Source organism: Amycolatopsis jiangsuensis (assembly GCF_014204865.1).
In the GTDB taxonomy this organism is placed as follows: Bacteria; Actinomycetota; Actinomycetes; order Mycobacteriales; family Pseudonocardiaceae; genus Amycolatopsis; species Amycolatopsis jiangsuensis.
This window is the reverse complement of the sequence record NZ_JACHMG010000001.1, coordinates 2,963,954-2,983,694: the sequence shown is the minus strand read 5'-3', so window position 1 is coordinate 2,983,694 and position 19,741 is coordinate 2,963,954. Positions and strand designations below refer to the sequence as shown.

The following is a 19,741-nucleotide window of genomic DNA, read 5'->3' as shown; positions in this document are numbered from 1 at the left end:
GATTCCCCGACGGAGGCCTTCACGGAGCCGCGGACCTGCTGAGCGGTTACAGCCCCAGCTCGTCCTCGAAGTTGCCCTCTTCCAGGCGCTGCTTGATGGTGGTCAGGAAGCGGCCGGCGTCGGCGCCGTCGACAAGGCGGTGGTCGTAGGTCAGCGGCAGGAAGGCCATCGAGCGCACCGCGATGGTGTCGTTGCCCTCGGCGTCGGCCACCACGACCGGACGCTTCACCACGGCGCCGGTACCGAGCATGCCGGACTGCGGCTGCACGATGATCGGCGTGTCGAACAGGGCGCCGTTGCTGCCGATGTTCGTGATGGTGAAGGTGCCGCCGGTCAGCTCGTCCGGCTTGATCTGGTTGGCACGGGCCCGGTTCGCCAGGTCGGCGATGCGGTGCGCGAGACCGGCAAGGCTCAGCTCGCCCGCGTCGTGGATCACGACCGAGAGCAGGCCACGCTCGGTGTCCACCGCGATGCCCAGGTGCACGGCGCCGTGGTAGGTGATCTCCTTGCTGTCCTCGTTGTAGGACGCGTTGACGTTCGGGTGCTGCTTGAGCGCCTCGACCGTCGCCTTGGCGAAGAACGGCAGGAACGTGAGGTTGACGCCCTCGCGCTCCTTGAACGCCGCCTTCGCCCGCTGGCGCAGCTTGGCGATCTTGGTGACGTCCACCTCGTGCACCTGCGTAAGCTGCGCGGATTCCTGCAGCGACTCGCGGGTCTTGGTCGCGGTGATCTGCCGGATCCGGCTCGCCTTCTGCACGGTGCCGCGCAGCGCGGCGACGTCCGGTGCCGCGGCGGCCCGGGGCGCGGACGGGGCGGGCGCCGAAGCAGCCGGAGCGGCCGGAGCCGCGGCGGGCGCGGACGCCGCCGGAGCGGCCTGCTTCTGCTTCTCCTCGGCCGCCGCGAGCACGTCCTGCTTGCGGATCCGGCCACCGACCCCGCTGCCGGTCAGGGTGGTGAGGTCGATGTCGTGCTCGGACGCCAGCTTCCGCACCAGCGGCGTGACGTACGGGCCCTCGGCCGCGCCGTTGCCCTGCTGCGCGGCCGGAGCCGGGGCGGCAGGCTGCGGCTTCGGCTCGGGCTTCGGCTCGGGCTTCGGTTCAGGCTTGCTCTCCTGGACCGGTCGGGGCTGGGGTTCCGGCTTCGGCTCGGGCTTGCTCTCCTGGACCGGCTCCGGCTGCGCGGCCGGAGCGGACTTCGGTGCCGCGCTCGCGTCGCCGATCACCGCGAGCACGCCGCCGACCTCGACCGTCTCGTCCTCGCCCGAGCGGATCTCCAGCACCGTGCCGGCGACCGGGGAGGGAACCTCGGTGTCGACCTTGTCGGTGGAGATCTCCAGCAGCGGCTCGTCGACCTCGACGGTGTCACCGACCTGCTTGAGCCACCGGGTGACGGTGCCCTCGGTGACGCTCTCGCCCAGCTCGGGCAGCTTCACCTCGGTGCCCTCGCCACCGGCCGCGGGCGCGGTGTCCGGCTGCGACGGCGCCTCCGCCTGCGCGGGCGCCTCCTGCTGCTGCGGAGCCGGCTGTTCGGCAGGCGCTTCCTGCTGCTCGGTTCCCGAGGACTCCGGCACACCGCCGGTGCCGTCGTCGATCACCGCCAGCTCGGCACCGACCTCGACGGTCTCGTCCTCGCTCGCGCTGAGCTTCACCACCGTGCCGGCGACCGGCGACGGGACCTCGGTGTCGACCTTGTCGGTCGAGATCTCGAGCAACGGCTCGTCGACCTCGACCGTGTCGCCTTCCTGCTTCAACCACCGTGTGACAGTGCCCTCGGTGACGCTCTCGCCGAGCTCCGGCAAGGTGACGGAGTAGGCCATTGTTCGCTGACTCCCTTTGCTTGTACGACGTATGTGGATTCTGCAGGTGAGACGTCAGCTGTGCACGTGCAGCGGCTTGCCCGCGAGGGCGAGGAACGCTTCACCGAGGGCTTCGGTCTGGGTGGGGTGCGCGTGGATCAGCGGGGCGACGTCCTCCGGGAACGCCTCCCAGCTGTAGACCAGCTGCGCCTCGCCGATCAGCTCGCCGACGCGGTCGCCGACCATGTGCACCCCGACGACCGGGCCGTCCGGGGCCTTCACCAGTTTCACCCCACCGGAGGTCTTGAGGATCTGGCTCTTGCCGTTGCCGCCGAGGTCGTAGGTGAACGTGGTGACGTCCGCCCCGTACTGCTCCTTGGCCTGCGCCTCGGTCAGCCCCACGGAGGCGACCTCGGGGTGGGAGTAGGTGACCCGCGGGATGCCGCGCTCGTCGATCGCCCGCGGGTTCTGCCCGGCGATCTCCTCGGCCACGAAGATGCCCTGCTGGAACCCGCGGTGTGCGAGCTGCAGGCCCGGCACGATGTCGCCGACGGCGTAGACGTTGGGGAGGTTGGTACGCAGGCGCTCGTCGGTCAGCACGAAGCCGCGGTCGATCGTGACGCCGGCCTCCTCGTAACCGTGGCCTGCCGAGTTCGGGCCACGGCCGACGGCGACCAGCAGCAGGTCGGCCTCGAGGGTCTCGCCGGACTCCAGCGACACGCTGACGCCGTTGTCGTCCTGCTTCGCGCCGGTGAACCGCACGCCGGTCTTGAACGCGATCTTGCGGCGGCGGAACGCGCGCTCGAGCTGCTTGGAGGCGAACTCGTCCTCGTTCGGGACCAGCCGCGGCAGCGCCTCGACCACGGTGACGTCGACCCCGAAGGAGGCCCACACGCTGGCGAACTCCACCCCGATGACGCCGCCGCCGAGCACCACGACCTTCTTCGGCACGGAGTCGAGGGTGAGCGCCTGCTCACTCGCGATGATCCGGCCGCCGAGCTCGAGGCCGGGCAGCGTACGCGAGTACGAACCGGTGGCCAGGATGACGTTCTTGCCGGTGTAGCGGGTGCCCTCGACCTCGACCGTCGTGCCGCCGACGAACCGGCCGGTGCCTTCGACGAGGTTGACCTTGTGCGCCTTGGCCAGGCCCTGCAGGCCCTTGTAGAGCCGGGAGACGATGCCGTCCTTGTACTTGTTCACCCCCGCGATGTCGATGCCCTCGAACACGGCCTTGACGCCGAACGACTCCGCGTCACGGGCCTCGTCCGCGACCTCCGCGGCGTGCAGCAGGGCCTTGGTCGGGATGCAGCCACGGTGCAGGCAGGTCCCGCCCAGCTTGTCCTTCTCGATCAGCGTGACGGAAAGGCCCAGCTCGGCCGCGCGGAAGGCCGCGGCGTAGCCGCCCGATCCGCCTCCCAGGATCACGAGGTCGGCGGAGGTGTCGCTCACTTCAATAACTCCTCGGCAGCGATGGGGTGAAGCTCTCGGTTGCCGCGGCACCCGGTATAAACGCGCGCGCGGACAAGGCCATCTTGTCACTAGGCCGTCCGGGCTTGCGACCTAGCCGTACCAAGCAGGCCATGCGACACCGGCCACACCGGGTGCCGGGAATAATGGAACCGGGACTGCACAGGGATGAGAGGTGGTCGCCAGTGGGGATCTTCGACTCGTTGCGGCGGCGCGGGCGGGGCGGCGGACGGTCCGCCGGAGCACGGCGGGCCGACTCCGAGGACACGCGTTACCTGGAGGAATGGGCGGCAGGCCGGCGGGGTGTGGAGGCGTTCGTCGAACCCCGAACGACAGTGACCGAGACCACCGTGCTGCTCGTCGCCCACGACGGCGAGTCGACGCGCCGCCGGATCGGCAGCCTCGAGGCGGCGCAGCGGTTCGGGCACCGCAACACCATCCCGGTGTACGAGGTGTCCAAGGTGGGCTACCCGCAGCGCATGCGTGACTACCGCGAGCGGAAGAAGCGCCGTCCCGAGTAGTGAGCGGGCTCAGGCGCTCGCCTCGAGCAGCCGGAGGTGGTGTTCGAGCAGCGCGCGGAAGGACGGGTGCGCGCTGCTGCCGTGGGTGAGGTCCACCTCGATCGCGCGCCAGTCCCCGCCGGTCCGGGTGAGCAGCACGGTCGCCGGTTCGGAGACGATCACCACGTCACCCTCGCCCCGCAGTTCGCGCGCGGGCAGCAGCCGGGGGAAGACGACGTCCGCGGGCAGCCCGTCGGACACGGCGAGGAAGTCCTGGTAGTCGTCCGGGAGCCGGACGCCGAGCCGCTGCTGCGCGGCGGAAACGTCGGCGGGCGCGGCGGGGCCGGCGGAATGCTGCCCCCGCAGCCGCAGTACCGCGGCGACGAGGTCGGGCCAGCTCTCCCGGCCGGCCGGGTACCGCTCCCGCAGCGCGGCGACCAGCGCACCCGCGCACTGCTGCGGCCACTCCGGACCGAGCCCGAGCGGATCGGCGCCGGCCACGAGCCGGGGCGCCAGCGTGCGGGTGGCGGCGAGTGCCGCGACGTCCGGGCTCGGACGGTTCGTGACCAGCTCCGCCCAGCGGTCGAGATCGGCTTCGGCGAGCGCCGTGCGTACCGGATCGGGCCGCCCCGGGGCGAGTGCGCCGACCACGCCGGCCACCGGGGAACCCTCGAAAAGACCGTCCAAATCAGACACTGTACGGCCGAGGAACGCCTGGTGCGCACGCTCTTCCTCGTCGAGGTCCAGTGGTGGCAACGATTCCGCCCACTGTGGACGCTCACCCCGTGCCTCGAACAGCATGGCCCACGCGCGGGCACGCACCGCGTCCGCGGCCAGCGACGACGCGGGACGGTCGGTCACCGAAGCCCACTGCGTCACCAAGCGGTCCGCGGATTCGGCCGCACCCGCGGTGGCCAGCAGCAGGGCCGCGTGACCGACCTGCCGGTCCACCGCCGGCTCGTCCCCGGTCAGCACTTCCCGGACCGCGGTCTCGAGGTAGTCGCTGGGTTCCATGGCCGCGAGAGTGCCACACTCCGGGGTCCGGTGAAGGCCTCCTGCCGGGAATCCGGTTCCCGTGCAGGAGACCTTCCCGGCCGTCAGCCCTGGTCGGCGATGTCCGCGAGCACGGCGGCGATCGAGCGGACCGGGACGCCGGTGCCGCCCTTGGCGGTGTAGCCGTACGGCGCGTTCTTGTGGAACGCCGGGCCCGCGACGTCGATGTGCGCCCACGGCAGGCCCTCGGCCACGAACTCGCGCAGGAAGATGCCGGCGACGAGCATGCCGCCCCAGCGGTGACCGGTGACGTTGGCCAGGTCGGCCAGCCGCGAGTCCAGGTCACCGCGCAGCTCCTCAGGCAGCGGCATGGCCCAGCCGCCCTCGCCGGTGGCCTGCATGATGCCGGCGACCCGGTCGCGGAACTCGTCCGAGCCCATCACGCCCGCGGTGCGGTTGCCGAGCGCGACGACCTGGGCGCCGGTGAGCGTGGAGGTCTCGATCAGGTAGTCCGGATTCTCCTCGCCGGCCCGCACGATCGCGTCGGCCAGCACGAGCCTGCCCTCGGCGTCGGTGTTGAGCACCTCGACGGTCTTGCCGCCGTACATGCTCAGCACGTCACCCGGGCGGTAGGCGCTGCCCGAGGGCAGGTTCTCCGCGAGCGGGATGTGCGCGGTGACCTCGAGCGGGTACTTCAGCTTCGCGGCCAGCACCACCGACGCGAGCACGGCGGCCGCACCGGACATGTCGGAGGTCATGTCGTCCATGCCCGCGGCGGGCTTGAGCGAGATGCCGCCGGAGTCGAAGGTGATGCCCTTGCCGACCAGCGCGACCTTCTTGCCGGCCTTGGCCGGCTTCCAGCTCACGCGCAGCAGCCGCGGCGGGCGCGTGGAACCGCCGCCGACGCCCAGGATGCCGCCGAAGCCCTTGCGCTTGAGCACCTTCTCGTCGAGCACCTCGAAGGCGAGGCCGTTCGCCTCGGCCAGCTTCTTCGCGCGGTCGGCGAACGAGGCCGGGAACAGGTCGTTCGGCGGGGTGTTGATCAGGTCACGGGCGATGATCACCGACTCGGCGATCGCGGTGGCCGCCTTGAGCGTGGCCTTGTGCTCGCGCGTGGCGCCCTCGGCCGGGCTCACGAAGTCGACGCGGGCCAGCGGGCTGTCGCCCTTCGCCGAGCGGTACTCGGTGAACGCGTACGTGCCGAGCGCGGTGCCTTCGGCAGCGGCCTGCAGGTCGAGCGCGGACAGCGTCACGAAGGCACGGTCGGTGCCCGTCAGCGCGCGAGCCGCGGCACCGGCGGCGCGGCGCACCTGCTCCGCGGTGACCGTGCCGTTCTCTTCCTTGCCAAGGCCGACGGCGAGGAGCACCCCCGCGGGCAGCTTGCCCAGCGTCGCCAGCTTCACGACCTGCTCGGCCTTGCCGGTCGCGCCCAGCGTGCCCAGTACCTCGGCGAGCTTCCCGTCGAACGCCGCGTCGGCGACCTCGGCACCCGCGGCGAGCACGGGACCGTCCTCGCCCTGCACGATGCCGATCACGACCACGTCGGCGCGGGTTTTACCCACTGCCGCATCGGTGTTCTCGGTGAGGGCAAGCTTCGGCACGGTCACTTCTGGCTCCTCGCGACGTCGCGGTGGTACCGGGCGGATCTGCCCGGTCAATCGTGAGCCATGCTAATGACACGTTCGGCCGAGTGTGGGAAGGGGACCGTCGTGTGGCTCGGTGGGGGCCTTCTCGTGGTGCTGGCGGTGGGTGCCGCGGGTGCCGGTTACTGGGTACTCGCCGGCGTGGCGCTCGCCGCGGTGACCGCCGCGCTCGTCACCCGGCTGCCGCCGCTCGGGTCCGGGCAGCTCGACCGGTACGTGGGCGGAATCGTGCGGCTGGCGCAGGTGGTGGTGTTCGCGCTCGCCTTCGGTGCGTACGTGGTGCCGGCCCAGCCTGCGTACGCCGCGGCCGGTCTGGTCGTCCTCGTGACCGTGGCGGACGTCGCGGGGCTGCGCCTGCCTGCCACGCTCGTCCGCTGGGTGACGGTCGTGCTGTTCGCCGCCGCGGTGGTGCTGGTGGTGCTGTGTGTGGTCGTGGCGCCGGTGACGACGACGAGTGGTGCCGGCGTCCCGAACGTGGCGGCGATCGTGGTGGCTGCGCTCGTCGTGCTGCCGTTCCTGCTGACGGGCAGCGGAGAGCGGCGGCGTGCGGTGACGCTCGGGGTGGTCGCGGTGGTGGTGACCGTGGTCGCACTCGTGCAACTCGGGCCGATCCGGCTCGGGCTCGCCGAAACGTCGTTCCGCGACCTGCTCTACGCCGCCGACGCCGGGCAGCTGCAGCCGTTGCTGACCGTGATCGTGGTGCTCGCGACGGTCCCCGCCGCGCTGACCACGTTCACCGACGCGCGCGAGCGGTTCGCGCCGGACGGTCGTTTGCCCGGCGTCGCGAGCGGGCTGGTCGCAGCGGTCGCCGCGACGTTCGTCCCGGTGTACGCGGCACTGGTCGTGGCGGGGATCGGCGCGGTCGCCGAGCTGATCCTCAGGGCCCGGGTTCGCCGATACCGTGACGTGCGTGAGTGACTACCTCTGGGAGCCGGGCCGGACTGTCGTCGAACGCTTCCTGCGACCGGACGGCACGGTCGGCCAGCAGCATCCGTTGCGGGTGATCTCCGACGACGGGCAGGTGCTTTTCGGCTGGCTCCCGATGGGCACGCCGATCGTCGGCAGCCGGCTCGCGGACGGCCGGACCCTGCGCGAGGCCCCGCTGGCGGAGCGCTTCCGGGTGCCGCGAGTCCCGGTGCCCGGCACCTGGCACGGCTCGTCGACGTTGCGGATGATCCCGGAGGAGAGCTGGTCGTCGGTGTGGTGGTTCTTCGAACCGGACGGGCGGTTCCGGGACTGGTACGTGAACCTCGAGGTGCCGCTCGGCCGTACCGCGGGCGGTCCGGACCGCATCGACGGGGTGCTGGACGTGGTCGTCACGCCCGGGCAGGGATGGCGCTGGAAGGACGAGGACGAGGCCGAGGAGGCAGTGGCCGCGGGAAGGCTCACTGTCGGGCAGCTCGACCGGCTGCGCGCGGAAGGCGAACGCATCGGCGCGCTGGCCGAACGCGGCACGTTCCCGTTCGACGGCACCTGGACCGGCTTCCGTCCGGAACCCGGCTGGCCGGTGCCCGCGCTGCCTGCCGGACTCGGCTGAGCGGGGGCCGACGCTGCTTGCCGGGCTTGCCCGAACAGTCCCCGGTCAGGCTCGGCCGGTCAGGCGTCGGGGATCAGCGCGCCAGCAGCAGCAGCGCGACCATCAGGATCGCGTCGGCCACGAAGAGCAGCACGACCGAGCGGGCCGGCAGCTTCGCCGAGATGAGGCTGCCGTGCAGGCTGTGCCACCAGTAGAGGCCGAAGCCGGCCGCGACCAGGCCGAGGAAGAAGCCGAATCCGCTGCCCAGCAGGCCCCAGCCGACCATGGCGAGCATGCCGGCGCCGAAGGTCAGCAGCACCGCGGTCGCGAACGTCTTCACGTCCGTGCCGGTGCCGGTCTTGGCAAGCTGTGCGGACTGCGACGGCTGTGCTGGGTGCATGCTCACCAGTCCATCGTAGAGGCGCGACCCCGGTCGCCGCACGCGTGGCCGGAAAACCCGTGGACGTCCGACTAACGCCCGTCCGACCAAGCGCTAAAATCCGGCTATGACCACAGCGACGCAGTTCACCCATGTCCCGCACCCGAGCCCCGCGAGCGCGGACCGCGTCGCCGAGGTACTGACCAAGCCCGGGTTCGGCACGTACTTCACCGACCACATGGTCACCGTGAAGTGGAACAAGCAGGAGGGCTGGCACGACGCCACGGTCGGCCCGTACGCCCCGTTCACGCTCGACCCGGCGACGTCCGTGCTGCACTACGGCCAGGCGATCTTCGAGGGACTCAAGGCCTACCGCCAGCCGGACGGCACGATCGCCGCGTTCCGCCCGGACGCCAACGCCGCCCGGTTCCAGGAGTCCGCCGCGCGGCTGGCGATGCCGGAGCTGCCGGAGGACATCTTCCTCGACTCGCTGCGTCAGCTGATCGAGGTGGACGAGCGGTGGGTGCCTACCCGCGAAGGTGACTCGCTGTACCTGCGGCCGTTCATGATCTCCACCTCGTCCGGGCTGGGTGTCAACCAGCCGGCCGCGGACTACGTGTACACGCTGATCGCCTCGCCTGCCGGGTCCTACTTCAGCGGCGGTGTGAAGCCGGTGCGCGTGTGGCTGTCCACCGAGTACGTCCGGGCGGCCCCCGGTGGCACCGGCGCGGCCAAGTGCGCGGGCAACTACGCGGCGTCGTTCGTGGCGCAGGCGCAGGCCGTGGAGAAGGGCTGCGACCAGGTGGTGTGGCTGGACGCGGTGGAACGGCGCTGGGTCGAGGAGATGGGCGGGATGAACCTGTTCTTCGTCTTCGGCTCGGGTGAGCAGGCCCGCGTCGTCACGCCGGAGCTGTCCGGTTCGCTGCTGCCGGGGGTGACCCGGAAGTCGTTGCTGCAGCTGGCCCGCGACGCCGGATACGCGGTCGAGGAGCGCCGGATCTCCACCGAGGAGTGGGAGAAGGCGGCCGCCTCCGGCGAGCTGACCGAGGTCTTCGCGTGCGGCACGGCCGCGGTGATCACCCCGGTCGGTCACGTGCGGCACAGCGGCGGCGAATTCTCCGTCTCCGGCGGCGAACCCGGTTCCGTGACGATGCAGCTGCGCGAACAGCTGGTCGGCATCCAGGAGGGCACCCGGAAGGCCCCGGAAGGCTGGATGCTGCCGCTGCGCTGAGCTGCTGGAGTGACGACGAAGGCCTCCTTCGGGGAATCCCTGAAGGAGGCCTTCACCGCCGGACAGCGCCGGCAGCTCGGTCAGGGCGCCGGGACCGGAGTGAGCGGCCCGGCCACGCCGGACTGTTCGTGGGTGGTCATCTCGGCGAGTACGCGGGCCGCCATCATCAGCAGGGGCAGGGCGGTGACCGCGCCGGTGCCCTCGCCGAGGCGGACGTCCAGGTCGAGCAGGCCGCCCAGGTCCAGCTGCTCCAGTGCCAGTGCGTGCGCGGGCTCTCCGGTCAGCTGGCCGGACATCCACCAGCGCCGGGCGCCGGGTGCCAGTTCCTCGGCCAGCAGCGCGGCCGAGGACACCACCAGGCCGTCCAGCACCACCGGAGTACGGCGTACCGCGGCCTGGGCCAGGAAACCGGCCATGGCGGCGAGGTCGGCGCCGCCGGAGGTGCGCAGCAGGGCCAGCGGGTCGGCCAGTACCACGCGCGCCCGGCGGAGCGCGTCGCGGACCGCGGTGGCCTTGCGCATCCAGGTGGTGTCGTCGATGCCCGAACCGCGGCCCACCACGGCCACCGGTTCGCTGCCGGTCAGCGCGGCGACCAGTACCGAGGCCGGGGTGCTGTTGCCGATGCCCAGATCGCCGGCGATGAGCAGGTCGGCGCCGCCGTCGACCTCGGCGTCGGCGACCTTCCTGCCGGCCGACACGGCCGCGCGGACCTCGGCGTCGGTGAGGGCGTCCTCGACGTCGATCGACCCGGAGCCCCGGCGCACCTTGAACTCGCCGATCGAGCGCATCGCCGATTCTTCGGTGTCCACCGCCATGTCCACCACCCGCACGCCGGCGCCCGCCGCGGCGGCCAGCACGTTGATCGCCGCACCGCCGGTGAGCATGGTGGACACCAGCTGCGACGTGACCTCCCGCGGGTAGGCGGACACGCCCCTGGCCGCGATGCCGTGGTCGCCGGCGAACACCACCACCCGTGGCCGGGTGAACGGCCGCGGCGGGGCCTGGCCCTGACACGCCGCGATCCACACGCCGAGCTCCTCCAGCCGTCCGAGTGAACCGGCCGGCTTCACCAGCTTGTCGTGCAGTGCGATGGCCGCCGAACGTGCCTGGTCGCTGGGTGGCTCGATCTCGCCGAATTCGATGCCGGTTTCCGCGTCCACACCAGGCCTTCCTCTCGGCGGGTTTTCCCGCGCCCAACCTACCGCCCGCCCGGACGGGGTGGTTAGGGTCGGGTGCCGTGCGGGAAACGACGGCGGCCGGGGTCGTGCTGGCCAGTGGTGCGGGAACCCGGGTGGGGGCTACGCTCAACAAGGCTTATCTGCCGGTCGCGGGACGGCGCGTGGTCGCCTGGTCGCTCGCGGCGTTCGGTGAGGTGCCCGAAATCGGCGTGCTGGTGCTGGTGATCCGCCCGCAGGACGCCGAACTGGCCCGTGAGGTGCTGGCCGCGCGTCCGGGGCCGGTGGAGATCGTGCCCGGCGGCCCGACCCGGCAGGCCTCGGAACTCAACGCCCTGCGCCATCTCGCCCCGCGGATCGAGGACGGGACCGTGGACGCGGTGCTCCTGCACGACGCGGCCCGGCCACTGGTCCGGCCCGAGCTGATCGGTTCGGTCCTGCGACAGACGCGGGAGCACGGGGGAGCGGTGCCCGGCGTGGCGGCCGACGACGTGGTCTCGATGGCCGGACCGGACACCGTCGCGGGCCCGCTGCCCGGGGCGATCCGCGTGCAGACGCCCCAGGGTTTCCGCGCGCGGCCGCTGCTCGCGGCGTACGAACAGGCGGAGGCCGAAGCGTTCCTCGGCACCGACACGGCGTCGTGTATGGAACGGTTCTCCACCCTGCGGGTGCAGTGGGTGCCCGGCGGCGCGGAGAACCTGAAGATCACCTACCCGCACGACCTCGCGGTGGCCGAACGGCTGCTGACCCGCTGACCTGGTGGGGAGCGTGCGAACCCCGGGTCAGCCGGGGATCGGGTCGCCTGCGCGCAGCCGGGGTTTGGGGACCCGCAGCTTGCGGATCTGGCTGGCGCGGACGAAGGCGTACCAGCCCACGCCGCGGGTCACTTCCTTCGGGAAGCGCTCGCGGGCCAGCTTGCCGATCCGGCGGCCGTTGACGGTGCCCTCGATGGCCATGACCAGCAGCATCGCCATGCAGATCAGGGTGATGTACTGCTGCGCCGCGGGCGCCGGGATGAGCAGCGCCACGAACACCAGGATGGCCAGCGGCATGAACAGGCCCAGGATGTTGCGCCGGGAGTCCACGAGGTCGCGCACGTAGGCCTTGACCGGGCCGCGGTCGCGCGGGGGCAGGTACTTGTCCTCGCCGGACATCATCCGCTCGCGCCGCTGCTTCGCGGCCGCCCGGCGTTCTTCCTTGGTCACCGGGTTGGCCTTGCGCAGTTCCTTGTTGCGCTTCATCGCCTCGCGCATGGTGGTCGGCGGCGCCGCGACCGGTCCGCGCTTGCGTCCCTCGGCCTCCCGCCGCGTCGGCGTGGCCTTGCCCTTGCCCGGCGTGTACGCCTTGGCGGCGGGGGCGGACTCGACCCCGACGGCCTCGGCCGCGGACTCGTCGGCGGCGGGATCATCGGTCTTTCGGCGCAGGAACCTCACCGCACCAGGGTATTGCAGACGTCACGACGTTGTTCACCAGGTCGTGGCATGTGCGACGATGGAGTGGGAACAGATCGGGTGCCACCCGTGTTGGACGTGGTGGATGAGAAGTACCCGCAGCGAGTTCGACCTAGAGGGAGTGCCATGACGACCGCTGAGCAGACCGGCGTGGAGCAGACCGGCGCGCAGGCCGAGACCGCCGAGGAAACCCACGGCGTGACCTTGACCGACAACGCGGCCGCCAAGGCGAAGGCGCTGCTCGAGCAGGAGGGCCGCGACGACATGCACCTGCGCATCGCCGTCCAGCCCGGTGGCTGCGCGGGCCTGCGCTACCAGCTGTTCTTCGACGAGCGCACGCTCGACGGCGACCTGTTCCGCGACTTCGACGGCCTGCGTGTGGCGGTCGACCGGATGAGTGCGCCCTACGTGTCCGAGGCCGTGATCGACTTCGTGGACACGATCGAGAAGCAGGGCTTCACGATCGACAACCCGAACGCCACCGGCTCGTGTGCCTGCGGCGACAGCTTCCACTGAGCTGAGCACGAACGAAGGCCGCCTGCCGGGAACTTCCCGGCAGGCGGCCTTCGTTCGTTCCACGCGGTGACCGGGGTACGACCCGGAGTGCGGCCGGCGGGGTGACCAGCAGTGCGGCGCCTGGCTGGACCAGGCTTTCGGCACGCCCGGAGCTGCCAGGGATGTGTCGCAGACCGGCCGTGGGTCCGTTGCTGGTCACCCGTAGGGCGCCTGGTCGACCAGCAGCGCTGATCGACCGTGGATCAGACGTAGGCATCCAGGTCGGCGACCTGGGCGTGGCAGGCGTCGTCGACCGTCCACGGCCGCGGGCTGCGCGGGGTGGGCAGCCGGCCCGCCACGGCGGCCGTCCGGGGCGCGTGCAGCGCGGACGGGAGGTGGGCGCAGTCGGCGATCAGCTCGTCGAGACTTTCCGGTTCAGGCGTGAGGTCCACCCCTCGTACGCTATTGAGCCGCGTTCGAGGGCGACAGCGGTACCAGCCGGTAGTGTCGGCTCGTGCGCGGGAACTACCCGGAAGGGGCATGCCCGCGCCGAGGCGGGTACCCGACAGCTTCTGAGGAGAACCGGTGGCAGACAAGCCCAGGATCGCCGTGTCCGGCAGCATCGCGACGGACCACCTGATGCACTTTCCCGGGAGGTTCGCCGAGCAGCTCGTGGCCGAGCAGCTGCACCGGGTCTCGCTGAGCTTCCTCGCCGACGACCTGGTGGTCCGCCGGGGCGGGATCGGCGCCAACATCGCGTTCGGGCTCGGCGTGCTCGGGGTGGAGCCGGTCCTGGTCGGCGCGGTGGGGCCGGACTGGGCCGACTACGACTCCTGGCTGCAGCGGCACGGCGTGGACACCGGCGGGGTGCTCGTGTCCGAGGTCGCGCAGACCGCGCGGTTCGTCTGCACCACCGACGAGGACCTGTGCCAGATCGCCACCTTCTACGCCGGTGCGATGGCCGAATCCCGCAACATCGAGCTGAAGCCCATCGCCGACCGCGTTGGCGAGCTGGGCCTGGTGCTGATCGGCCCGGACGACCCCGACGGCATGGTCCGGCACGCGCAGGAGTGCCGGCAGCGCGGGTACCCCTTCGCCGTCGATCCGTCCCAGCAGCTCGCCCGGATGGACGGCGCGCAGGTCCGCGCCTTCGTCGAGGGCGCGAAGTACCTGTTCAGCAACGACTACGAATGGGAACTGCTGCTGCAGAAGTCCGGCTGGACCGAGGCGGACGTGCTGGAGCGCGTCGGCATGCGGATCACCACGCTCGGTGAGAAGGGCGTGGAGATCGTCGGCCGGGACGGGCTCGCCCTGCAGATCGGCGCGGTCCCCGAGCACGGCAAGGTCGACCCGACCGGCGTCGGCGACGGCTTCCGCGCCGGGTTCCTCACCGCTCTCGACGGCGGCCTGAGCCTCGAAAGGGGCGCCCAGCTCGGTGCGCTGATCGCGGTGCTCGTCCTGGAGACCGTCGGCACGCAGGAATGGTCCTTCGACCGCACGGAAGCGCTGCAGCGGCTGCGCGAGGCCTTCGGACCGGAGACGGCCGACGAGATCGCCCCCGTCCTCCCCGCCTGACGCACTCCTCTCGTGGGTGGGAACCGGGGTTCCCACCCACGAGGCGTCAGAGCTTGACCGGGTACACCGGCTGCGGGATGTCCGGTTTGATCCGGTGCTCGACGAAGATCCCGTGCCACAGCATGAACACCAGCAGCGCCCAGATCTGGCGGCTGCGGTCGAGCTGGCCGGCCTTGTGCTCCTCCAGCAGTCGCAGCACCGCGGCCTTGTCCAGCAGCTCGTCGGTCTTCGAGTCGGTGATGATGCCGCGCGCCCAGTCGTACATCTCGCCGCGCAGCCACAGCCGGATCGGCACCGGGAAGCCCAGCTTGCGGCGGTTGAGCACGTGTGCCGGGATGATCTTCGCCAGAGCCTGGCGCAGCGCGTACTTCGTGGTGCCGTGCGCGAGCTTCTGGTCCAGGGGAATCGAAGCGGCAACCTTGAACACCTCTGCGTCCAGGAACGGCACGCGCAGCTCCAGCGAGTTGGCCATGGTGACCTTGTCCGCCTTCACCAGGATGTCGCCGCGCAGCCAGGTGTAGAGGTCCACGTGCTGCATCCGGGCCACCGGGTCCCAGCCGCGCGACACGTCGTACCACGGGGCGGTGACGTCCTTGAACCCCACGCCGTCCTGGTAGGTGCGCAGCACCGCGCGCAGCTGCTCGTCGCGGAAGTTGCGCGCGTTGCCGTAGTAACGGTCCTCCAGCGACAGCGCACCACGGCGCAGCAGGTCCTTGCCGCGGGTGCCTTCCGGGATCTTGGTGGACACCTTCCCGATGAGCTTGCGCACACTTCCGGGCACCTTTTCGAACGGTGCCAGCGAAATCGGCTCGTTGTAGACGGTGTACCCGCCGAACAGCTCGTCCGCGCCTTCGCCGGACAGCACGGCTTTCACGTGCTTGCGGGCCTCGCGCGCGATGAACCACAGCGGAACCAGCGCCGGGTCGGCGACCGGATCGTCGAGGTACCAGACGATCAGCGGCAGCGCCTCCATCATCTCGTCCGCGGACACCGTGCGGACGACGTGCCGCACGCCGATCGCCGCGGCCGATTCGGCGGCGACGTCGACCTCGGAGTACCCCTCGCGCTCGAACCCGGTGGTGAACGCGATCAGGTTCGGGTTGTGCTCCTTGGCCAGGGTCGCGGTGGCCGTGGAGTCGATGCCGCCGGACAGGAACGCGCCGACCGTGACGTCCGGGTCCGAGATCATGTGCTTGCCGACGGAATCCCGCAGCACGTCGGCGATGCGCTCGTACAGCTGCTCGGCCTCGGCCTCGCCGCGCACCGGTTTCGCGGTGAACTGCGGGTGGAAGTAGCGGCTGAACTCGGGCTGCCCGCCCGGCGTGACGCGGAACCAGGTGCCCGACTCGACGCGGCGGATCGCCGTGTGCAGCGACTCCGGCTCCGGCACGTACTGCAGGACCAGGTAGTGCTGCAGTGCCGTGCGGTCCAGCTCCTGCGCCACGCCGAGCGTGTCCGACAGCTCGAGCAGCGACTTCTTCTCACTGGAGAAAGCCACTCCGCGCGGGCCTTCGGAGTAGAAAAGCGGTTTGATCCCGAACGGATCCCGTGCCCCGAAAACGACCTTTTCCGCCGAATCCCAGATCAGGAAGGCGAACATGCCGCGCAGCTTCTCCACCGCCGCCGCGCCGAGGTAGTGGTAAGCCGCGACGATCGCTTCGCCGTCCCCCTCGGTGGCGAACTTCGCACCGAACTTCTCCGCCAGCTCGTCGCGCAGCTCGCGGTAGTTGTAGATCTCGCCGTTGAAGTTGAGCGTGTACCGGCCCGGCGCCTCCGGCGGGCCCCACACCAGCGGCTGGTGCGCGTGGTCGACGTCGATGAACGCGAGCCGGTTGAAGCCGTAGACGACCTCCGCGTCGGCCCAGGTGTCCTGCTCGTCGGGCCCGCGGTGCCGCTGGCAGTGCATGGCCACGCCGACGGCGGAACGGGCCTTCGCCGCGTCGCTTTCGGTCGCGCAGATCAGTCCAAGCAGGCCGCACACGCGTACTCACACACCTCAGGTCGGGCCGGTCCGGGGAAGCGCCCAGTATGCCGCCCGCGCAGTGGGTACCCCGGCAGTGGGTGACGCGTGGCGCAACTGGTCCCCCCTTGGTCAGCGGGAGGCGCCAACTCGGCTAGGCTCCGCGTGTCACGAAGAAGGTGGAGGCGGCTCCGGTGACCGGGGCCGGTTGGGTGAAAGGGCAGGGCGCAGTGGGAAAGCCAGAGCGCACCCCGGTGGTCAAGCGGGCAGGGCGGATCACCGTGCTGGTCGCGTTCGTCGCGCTCGCCGCGACGGGCTGCTCCGGGGACGAGGTCCTCCGCTTCGGCTGGCCGGTCGGGGTGACCCCGCAGGCCGACCAGATGCGGAACCTCTGGACGTGGACGGTCATCGCCGCCCTGGTCGTCGGTGTCATCGTGTGGGGCCTGATCTTCTGGACCGCCACCTTCCACCGCAAGAAGAAGAACGCGACGGCCGAGGGTCCGCAGGACCTGCCCCGTCAGTTCCAGTACAACATCCCGCTGGAGATCTTCACCGTCGTCGTCCCGACGATCATGGTCTGCGTGCTGTTCTTCTTCACCGCGACGACCGAGAACCAGGTGCTGGACAAGAAGCCGGACCCGGACGTCACCGTCGACGTGGTGGCCTTCCAGTGGAACTGGGAGTTCAAGTACGACGACGCGAACGCCAAGCGCCCGGACGGCAGCCAGGTGAGCACCGTCGGGTCCTCCGGCGAGATCCCGCTGCTCGTGCTGCCGACGAACCGCACCATCGAGTACCGGCTGCGGTCCACCGACGTGATCCACTCGTTCTGGGTCCCGGAGTTCCACTTCAAGCGCGACGTGATGCCGGACCCGGAGAAGAACAACCAGGACAACTCCTTCCAGAACTCCATCGACCGCGAGGGTTCCTTCGTCGGCCGGTGCGCGGAGCTGTGCGGTACCTACCATTCGGTGATGAACTTCGAGGTGCGGGCGCTGTCCCCGGACAAGTACGACCAGTACCTGAAGCTGCGTACCCAGAACAACCCGAAGACCGGGGTGCCGAACACGGCGTCCGAGGCGTTGTCGGAGATGAACTGCGGCGAGCTGTGCAGCCCGTACGCGGTGACCACCAAGCCGTTCAACACCGACCGCACCGCACGTACCGCGTCCAACTGAGTCCACCCGGCCGTTCCGGCGAACCAGAGGAGTAGGGGAAAAGGCCATGAAGGTCGAAGCCCGGATTTTCTACCTGGTGGCGGCGTTCGCCGTCGTCATGTCCGCCATCTACTGGGTGATGACCGCCCTCTTCGCGACCGACCAGAAGGCCGAGCCGGTCGGCATCGTCGCGCTCCTGCTGACCGGTGGCCTCGCGTTCCTCGCGGGCAGCTACCTGCAGTTCGTGTCCCGCCGGATCGAACCGCGTCCGGAGGACCGCGAGGACGCCGAGGTCAGCGACGGCGCGGGGGAGCTGGGCTTCTTCAGTCCCGGCAGCTACTGGCCGATCGGGCTCGCCGCCTCGGCCGCGCTCGCCGGCCTGGCGCTGGCGTTCTTCCACATCTGGCTGCTCGTGATGGCGGTCGTGGCGCTGCTGATCACGATCGGCGGCTTGGTGTTCGAGTACCACACCGCCCCGGAACACGACTGACCGCGGCCGGTGCGCCGCCGCGCCGCGGAGCCAGCGCGGCGGCGAGCACCGCGAGCATGCCCAGCGCTTCGAGCCAGCTCAGGCGATGGCCGAAGGCGAGCACGTCCACGATCACCGCGACCACCGGGTACAGGTAGGACAGCAGCGCGACCGTCGTGGTCGGCAGCTTGCCGATGCTCGCGTACATCAGCACGTACAGCACCGCGGTGTGCACCGCGCCGAGCAGGACGAGCCACAGTAGACCCGGCACGGAGTGCGGTAGCGGCGTGAAGGCCAAGGCCGGCGCCAGCACGACCGTGCCGGTCACCAGTTGCACCGCGGCCAGCAAGTGCGGCCGCATGTGCTTCAGCTGCTTCGCGACCATCGAAGCTCCCGCGTAGAGCACGGCCGCCGCCAGGGCGAGTGCGATGCCCGCAAAGCGCACTGGTTGCCCGTCGTCGGCGTGCGCGGACAGCGCGATCACCACCACACCAGCGAAGGCCACGCCTGCGCGGGCGAGATGGGAACGAGACACCTTCTCACCGAGGAACACCGCTGCCAGACCGACCAGAATCAACGGCTGGGTGTGGTAAACGACTGTGCTCACCGAGATCGACGACAGCGCGTACGACGCGAACAGCAGCACCCAGTTGCCCACGAGCAGCAGCCCGCCCAGCACAGCCGTCACGATGTCGCGTCGCGGCGGCCGCCACCCGCGAAACCAGCCGCGCGCGAGGCACCACACCACGAGCAGGAGACCGCCGACGAGGCAACGTGCGAAAGCGACCGCTGGGGCGGCGGCACCGCTGGCGAGGACGACGGCACCGATCGTGCCGGACAGCGCCATCGCGGCGGACCACTGCAGGAGCGGGCGGGATTCGGAATTCGTCATGCGTTCCAGGCTCGGCTCCGCGGCCCGAGCCGACCAGTGTCAGAGATGACAGCGGTCGCAAAACTTGTGACATGCTGTCGGTCATGGACGTACGACGGGTCGCGGTGCTGCTGGCGGACCGGGTCTCGCCGTTCGAACTGGGGGTCGCGTGCGAGGTGTTCGGCACCGACCGCAGTGCGGACGACATGCCGGGCTGGGACTTCGGGGTCTGCTCGCCCGGTGGCGCCGACGTGGCCAGCTGGTCCGGATTCGGGCTGAACGGTGTGCGCGACCTGGACTTCGCCGCGTCGGCCGAGCTGCTGATCGTGCCCACCTGCGCACCTCGCACAGCCCCGCCGCCGGAGCCGGTACTGGCCGCGCTGCGCGTAGCCGCCGAGCGCGGCGCCTGGGTCGCGGGGTTCTGCGCGGGAGTGTTCTCCCTCGGGCACGCGGGCCTGCTCGACGGCCGGCGCTGCACCGTGCACTGGGCTTACGAAGCGGAATTCCGCCGTCAGTTCCCGGCCGCCGGGGTGGATCCGCAGGCGCTCTACGCGGAGGACGGCGGCGTGTTCACCAGCGCCGGCACGGTCGCCGCCGTGGACCTGTGCCTGCACCTGGTCCGGCGGACGCGCGGGGTCGCCGCGGCCACCGCACTGGCCCGGCGGATGGTCGCGGCACCCCACCGCGCCGGCGGGCAGGCGCAGTTCGTGCAGGCCCCGGTCCCGGCCACCGCGGCCCCGGACGACGCCGTGGTCGCCGAGGCCCTGGAATGGGTCGAACGGCGGCTCGACCGGCCGTTCACCGTCGCCGAGCTCGCGCGCCGCAGCGGGCTGGGGGAGCGCACGTTCCTGCGCCGGTTCGCCGCCGCCACCGGTACCACGCCGCACCGCTGGCTCACCGAACGCCGCCTCGACCGTGCCCAGGACCTGCTGGAACAGGGCCTGCTGTCCATCGAGGACATCGCGACGGCGTGCGGCTACTCGTCATCGGCGGCGCTCCGACACCAGTTCACCCGCCTGCGAGCAACGACGCCGAGCGCCTACCGCGCCGCGTTCGCCCGCTGA

At 71.0% G+C, this 19,741-nt stretch carries 20 protein-coding genes; 10 read left to right on the top strand and 10 right to left on the bottom strand.

Going from position 1 to position 19,741, the window contains the following annotated elements:
* Positions 1-46: 46 nt before the first annotated feature.
* Together sucB and lpdA are read right to left on the bottom strand one after the other, a co-directional pair.
* Positions 47-1,816 carry a 2-oxoglutarate dehydrogenase, E2 component, dihydrolipoamide succinyltransferase gene (sucB, locus tag BJY18_RS13085; protein WP_184780239.1) on the bottom strand — a complete coding sequence of 590 codons (1,770 nt, stop codon included), beginning with the start codon at positions 1,814-1,816 and terminating at the stop codon, positions 47-49.
* A gap of 54 nt (positions 1,817-1,870) precedes the next feature.
* Positions 1,871-3,244 (bottom strand): dihydrolipoyl dehydrogenase, encoded by a 1,374-nt coding sequence (lpdA, locus tag BJY18_RS13080; RefSeq protein WP_184780238.1) that lies wholly within the window; start codon positions 3,242-3,244, stop codon positions 1,871-1,873.
* A 203-nt stretch (positions 3,245-3,447) separates the two neighbouring features.
* Here lpdA and BJY18_RS13075 point away from each other — a divergent pair, with 203 nt between their 5' ends.
* Positions 3,448-3,783 (top strand): oxidoreductase, encoded by a 336-nt coding sequence (locus BJY18_RS13075; RefSeq protein WP_376774660.1) that lies wholly within the window; start codon positions 3,448-3,450, stop codon positions 3,781-3,783.
* Positions 3,784-3,792: 9 nt separating this feature from the next.
* Here BJY18_RS13075 and BJY18_RS13070 read toward each other — a convergent pair whose 3' ends face one another.
* Together BJY18_RS13070 and BJY18_RS13065 are read right to left on the bottom strand one after the other, a co-directional pair.
* Positions 3,793-4,776, bottom strand: coding sequence for an SMI1/KNR4 family protein (locus BJY18_RS13070; protein ID WP_184780236.1), 984 nt, complete (start codon positions 4,774-4,776; stop codon positions 3,793-3,795).
* 83 nt (positions 4,777-4,859) lie between these two features.
* On the bottom strand, positions 4,860-6,362 hold the full coding sequence (locus tag BJY18_RS13065) for a leucyl aminopeptidase (RefSeq protein WP_184780235.1): 1,503 nt from the start codon (positions 6,360-6,362) through the stop codon (positions 4,860-4,862).
* A gap of 102 nt (positions 6,363-6,464) precedes the next feature.
* On the opposite strand from BJY18_RS13065, the gene BJY18_RS13060 reads away from it, so the two are divergent.
* Positions 6,465-7,316 (top strand): sulfatase, encoded by an 852-nt coding sequence (locus BJY18_RS13060; protein WP_184780234.1) that lies wholly within the window; start codon positions 6,465-6,467, stop codon positions 7,314-7,316.
* On the top strand, positions 7,309-7,935 hold the full coding sequence (locus tag BJY18_RS13055) for a ribonuclease FAU-1 family protein (RefSeq protein WP_184780233.1): 627 nt from the start codon (positions 7,309-7,311) through the stop codon (positions 7,933-7,935). The genes BJY18_RS13060 and BJY18_RS13055 overlap by 8 nt, the downstream gene beginning before the upstream one ends.
* 73 nt (positions 7,936-8,008) lie before the next feature.
* On the opposite strand, the gene BJY18_RS13050 is transcribed toward BJY18_RS13055, so the two are convergent.
* Complete coding sequence (locus BJY18_RS13050) at positions 8,009-8,314, bottom strand: hypothetical protein (RefSeq protein ID WP_184784595.1); 306 nt, start codon at positions 8,312-8,314, stop codon at positions 8,009-8,011.
* Positions 8,315-8,420: 106 nt separating this feature from the next.
* Here BJY18_RS13050 and BJY18_RS13045 point away from each other — a divergent pair, with 106 nt between their 5' ends.
* Complete coding sequence (locus tag BJY18_RS13045; RefSeq protein ID WP_184780232.1) at positions 8,421-9,524, top strand: branched-chain amino acid aminotransferase; 1,104 nt, start codon at positions 8,421-8,423, stop codon at positions 9,522-9,524.
* A gap of 80 nt (positions 9,525-9,604) precedes the next feature.
* Here BJY18_RS13045 and cobT read toward each other — a convergent pair whose 3' ends face one another.
* The gene (gene cobT / locus BJY18_RS13040; protein WP_184780231.1) at positions 9,605-10,684 is read right to left on the bottom strand and encodes a nicotinate-nucleotide--dimethylbenzimidazole phosphoribosyltransferase; all 1,080 of its coding nucleotides are present in this window, start codon (positions 10,682-10,684) and stop codon (positions 9,605-9,607) included.
* Positions 10,685-10,761: 77 nt separating this feature from the next.
* Between cobT and BJY18_RS13035 the strand changes: the two genes are divergently transcribed.
* Complete coding sequence (locus tag BJY18_RS13035; protein ID WP_184780230.1) at positions 10,762-11,454, top strand: IspD/TarI family cytidylyltransferase; 693 nt, start codon at positions 10,762-10,764, stop codon at positions 11,452-11,454.
* 27 nt (positions 11,455-11,481) lie between these two features.
* Here BJY18_RS13035 and BJY18_RS13030 read toward each other — a convergent pair whose 3' ends face one another.
* On the bottom strand, positions 11,482-12,132 hold the full coding sequence (locus BJY18_RS13030; RefSeq protein WP_184780229.1) for a DUF3043 domain-containing protein: 651 nt from the start codon (positions 12,130-12,132) through the stop codon (positions 11,482-11,484).
* 144 nt (positions 12,133-12,276) lie between these two features.
* Here BJY18_RS13030 and BJY18_RS13025 point away from each other — a divergent pair, with 144 nt between their 5' ends.
* Positions 12,277-12,666, top strand: coding sequence for a HesB/IscA family protein (locus BJY18_RS13025; protein WP_184780228.1), 390 nt, complete (start codon positions 12,277-12,279; stop codon positions 12,664-12,666).
* Between the two features lie 242 nt (positions 12,667-12,908).
* Here BJY18_RS13025 and BJY18_RS13020 read toward each other — a convergent pair whose 3' ends face one another.
* Positions 12,909-13,097, bottom strand: coding sequence for a hypothetical protein (locus tag BJY18_RS13020; RefSeq protein ID WP_184780227.1), 189 nt, complete (start codon positions 13,095-13,097; stop codon positions 12,909-12,911).
* 133 nt (positions 13,098-13,230) lie between these two features.
* On the opposite strand from BJY18_RS13020, the gene BJY18_RS13015 reads away from it, so the two are divergent.
* Positions 13,231-14,220: a carbohydrate kinase family protein gene (locus tag BJY18_RS13015; protein WP_184780226.1), complete on the top strand. Its 990-nt coding sequence runs from the start codon at positions 13,231-13,233 to the stop codon at positions 14,218-14,220.
* A gap of 46 nt (positions 14,221-14,266) precedes the next feature.
* On the opposite strand, the gene asnB is transcribed toward BJY18_RS13015, so the two are convergent.
* Complete coding sequence (asnB, locus tag BJY18_RS13010) at positions 14,267-16,201, bottom strand: asparagine synthase (glutamine-hydrolyzing) (RefSeq protein ID WP_184780225.1); 1,935 nt, start codon at positions 16,199-16,201, stop codon at positions 14,267-14,269.
* Between the two features lie 209 nt (positions 16,202-16,410).
* Here asnB and ctaC point away from each other — a divergent pair, with 209 nt between their 5' ends.
* Positions 16,411-17,358: an aa3-type cytochrome oxidase subunit II gene (gene ctaC / locus BJY18_RS13005; protein ID WP_184780224.1), complete on the top strand. Its 948-nt coding sequence runs from the start codon at positions 16,411-16,413 to the stop codon at positions 17,356-17,358.
* Between the two features lie 46 nt (positions 17,359-17,404).
* Entirely contained in the window at positions 17,405-17,827 is a 423-nt protein-coding gene (locus tag BJY18_RS13000) for a cytochrome c oxidase subunit 4 (protein ID WP_184780223.1), read from the top strand.
* Here BJY18_RS13000 and BJY18_RS12995 read toward each other — a convergent pair.
* A complete protein-coding gene (locus BJY18_RS12995; RefSeq protein WP_184780222.1) occupies positions 17,775-18,698 on the bottom strand; it encodes a DMT family transporter in 924 nt (307 codons plus the stop codon). The two genes, BJY18_RS13000 and BJY18_RS12995, sit on opposite strands and share 53 nt — an antisense overlap.
* 83 nt (positions 18,699-18,781) lie before the next feature.
* Here BJY18_RS12995 and BJY18_RS12990 point away from each other — a divergent pair, with 83 nt between their 5' ends.
* Positions 18,782-19,741, top strand: coding sequence for a GlxA family transcriptional regulator (locus tag BJY18_RS12990; protein ID WP_184780221.1), 960 nt, complete (start codon positions 18,782-18,784; stop codon positions 19,739-19,741).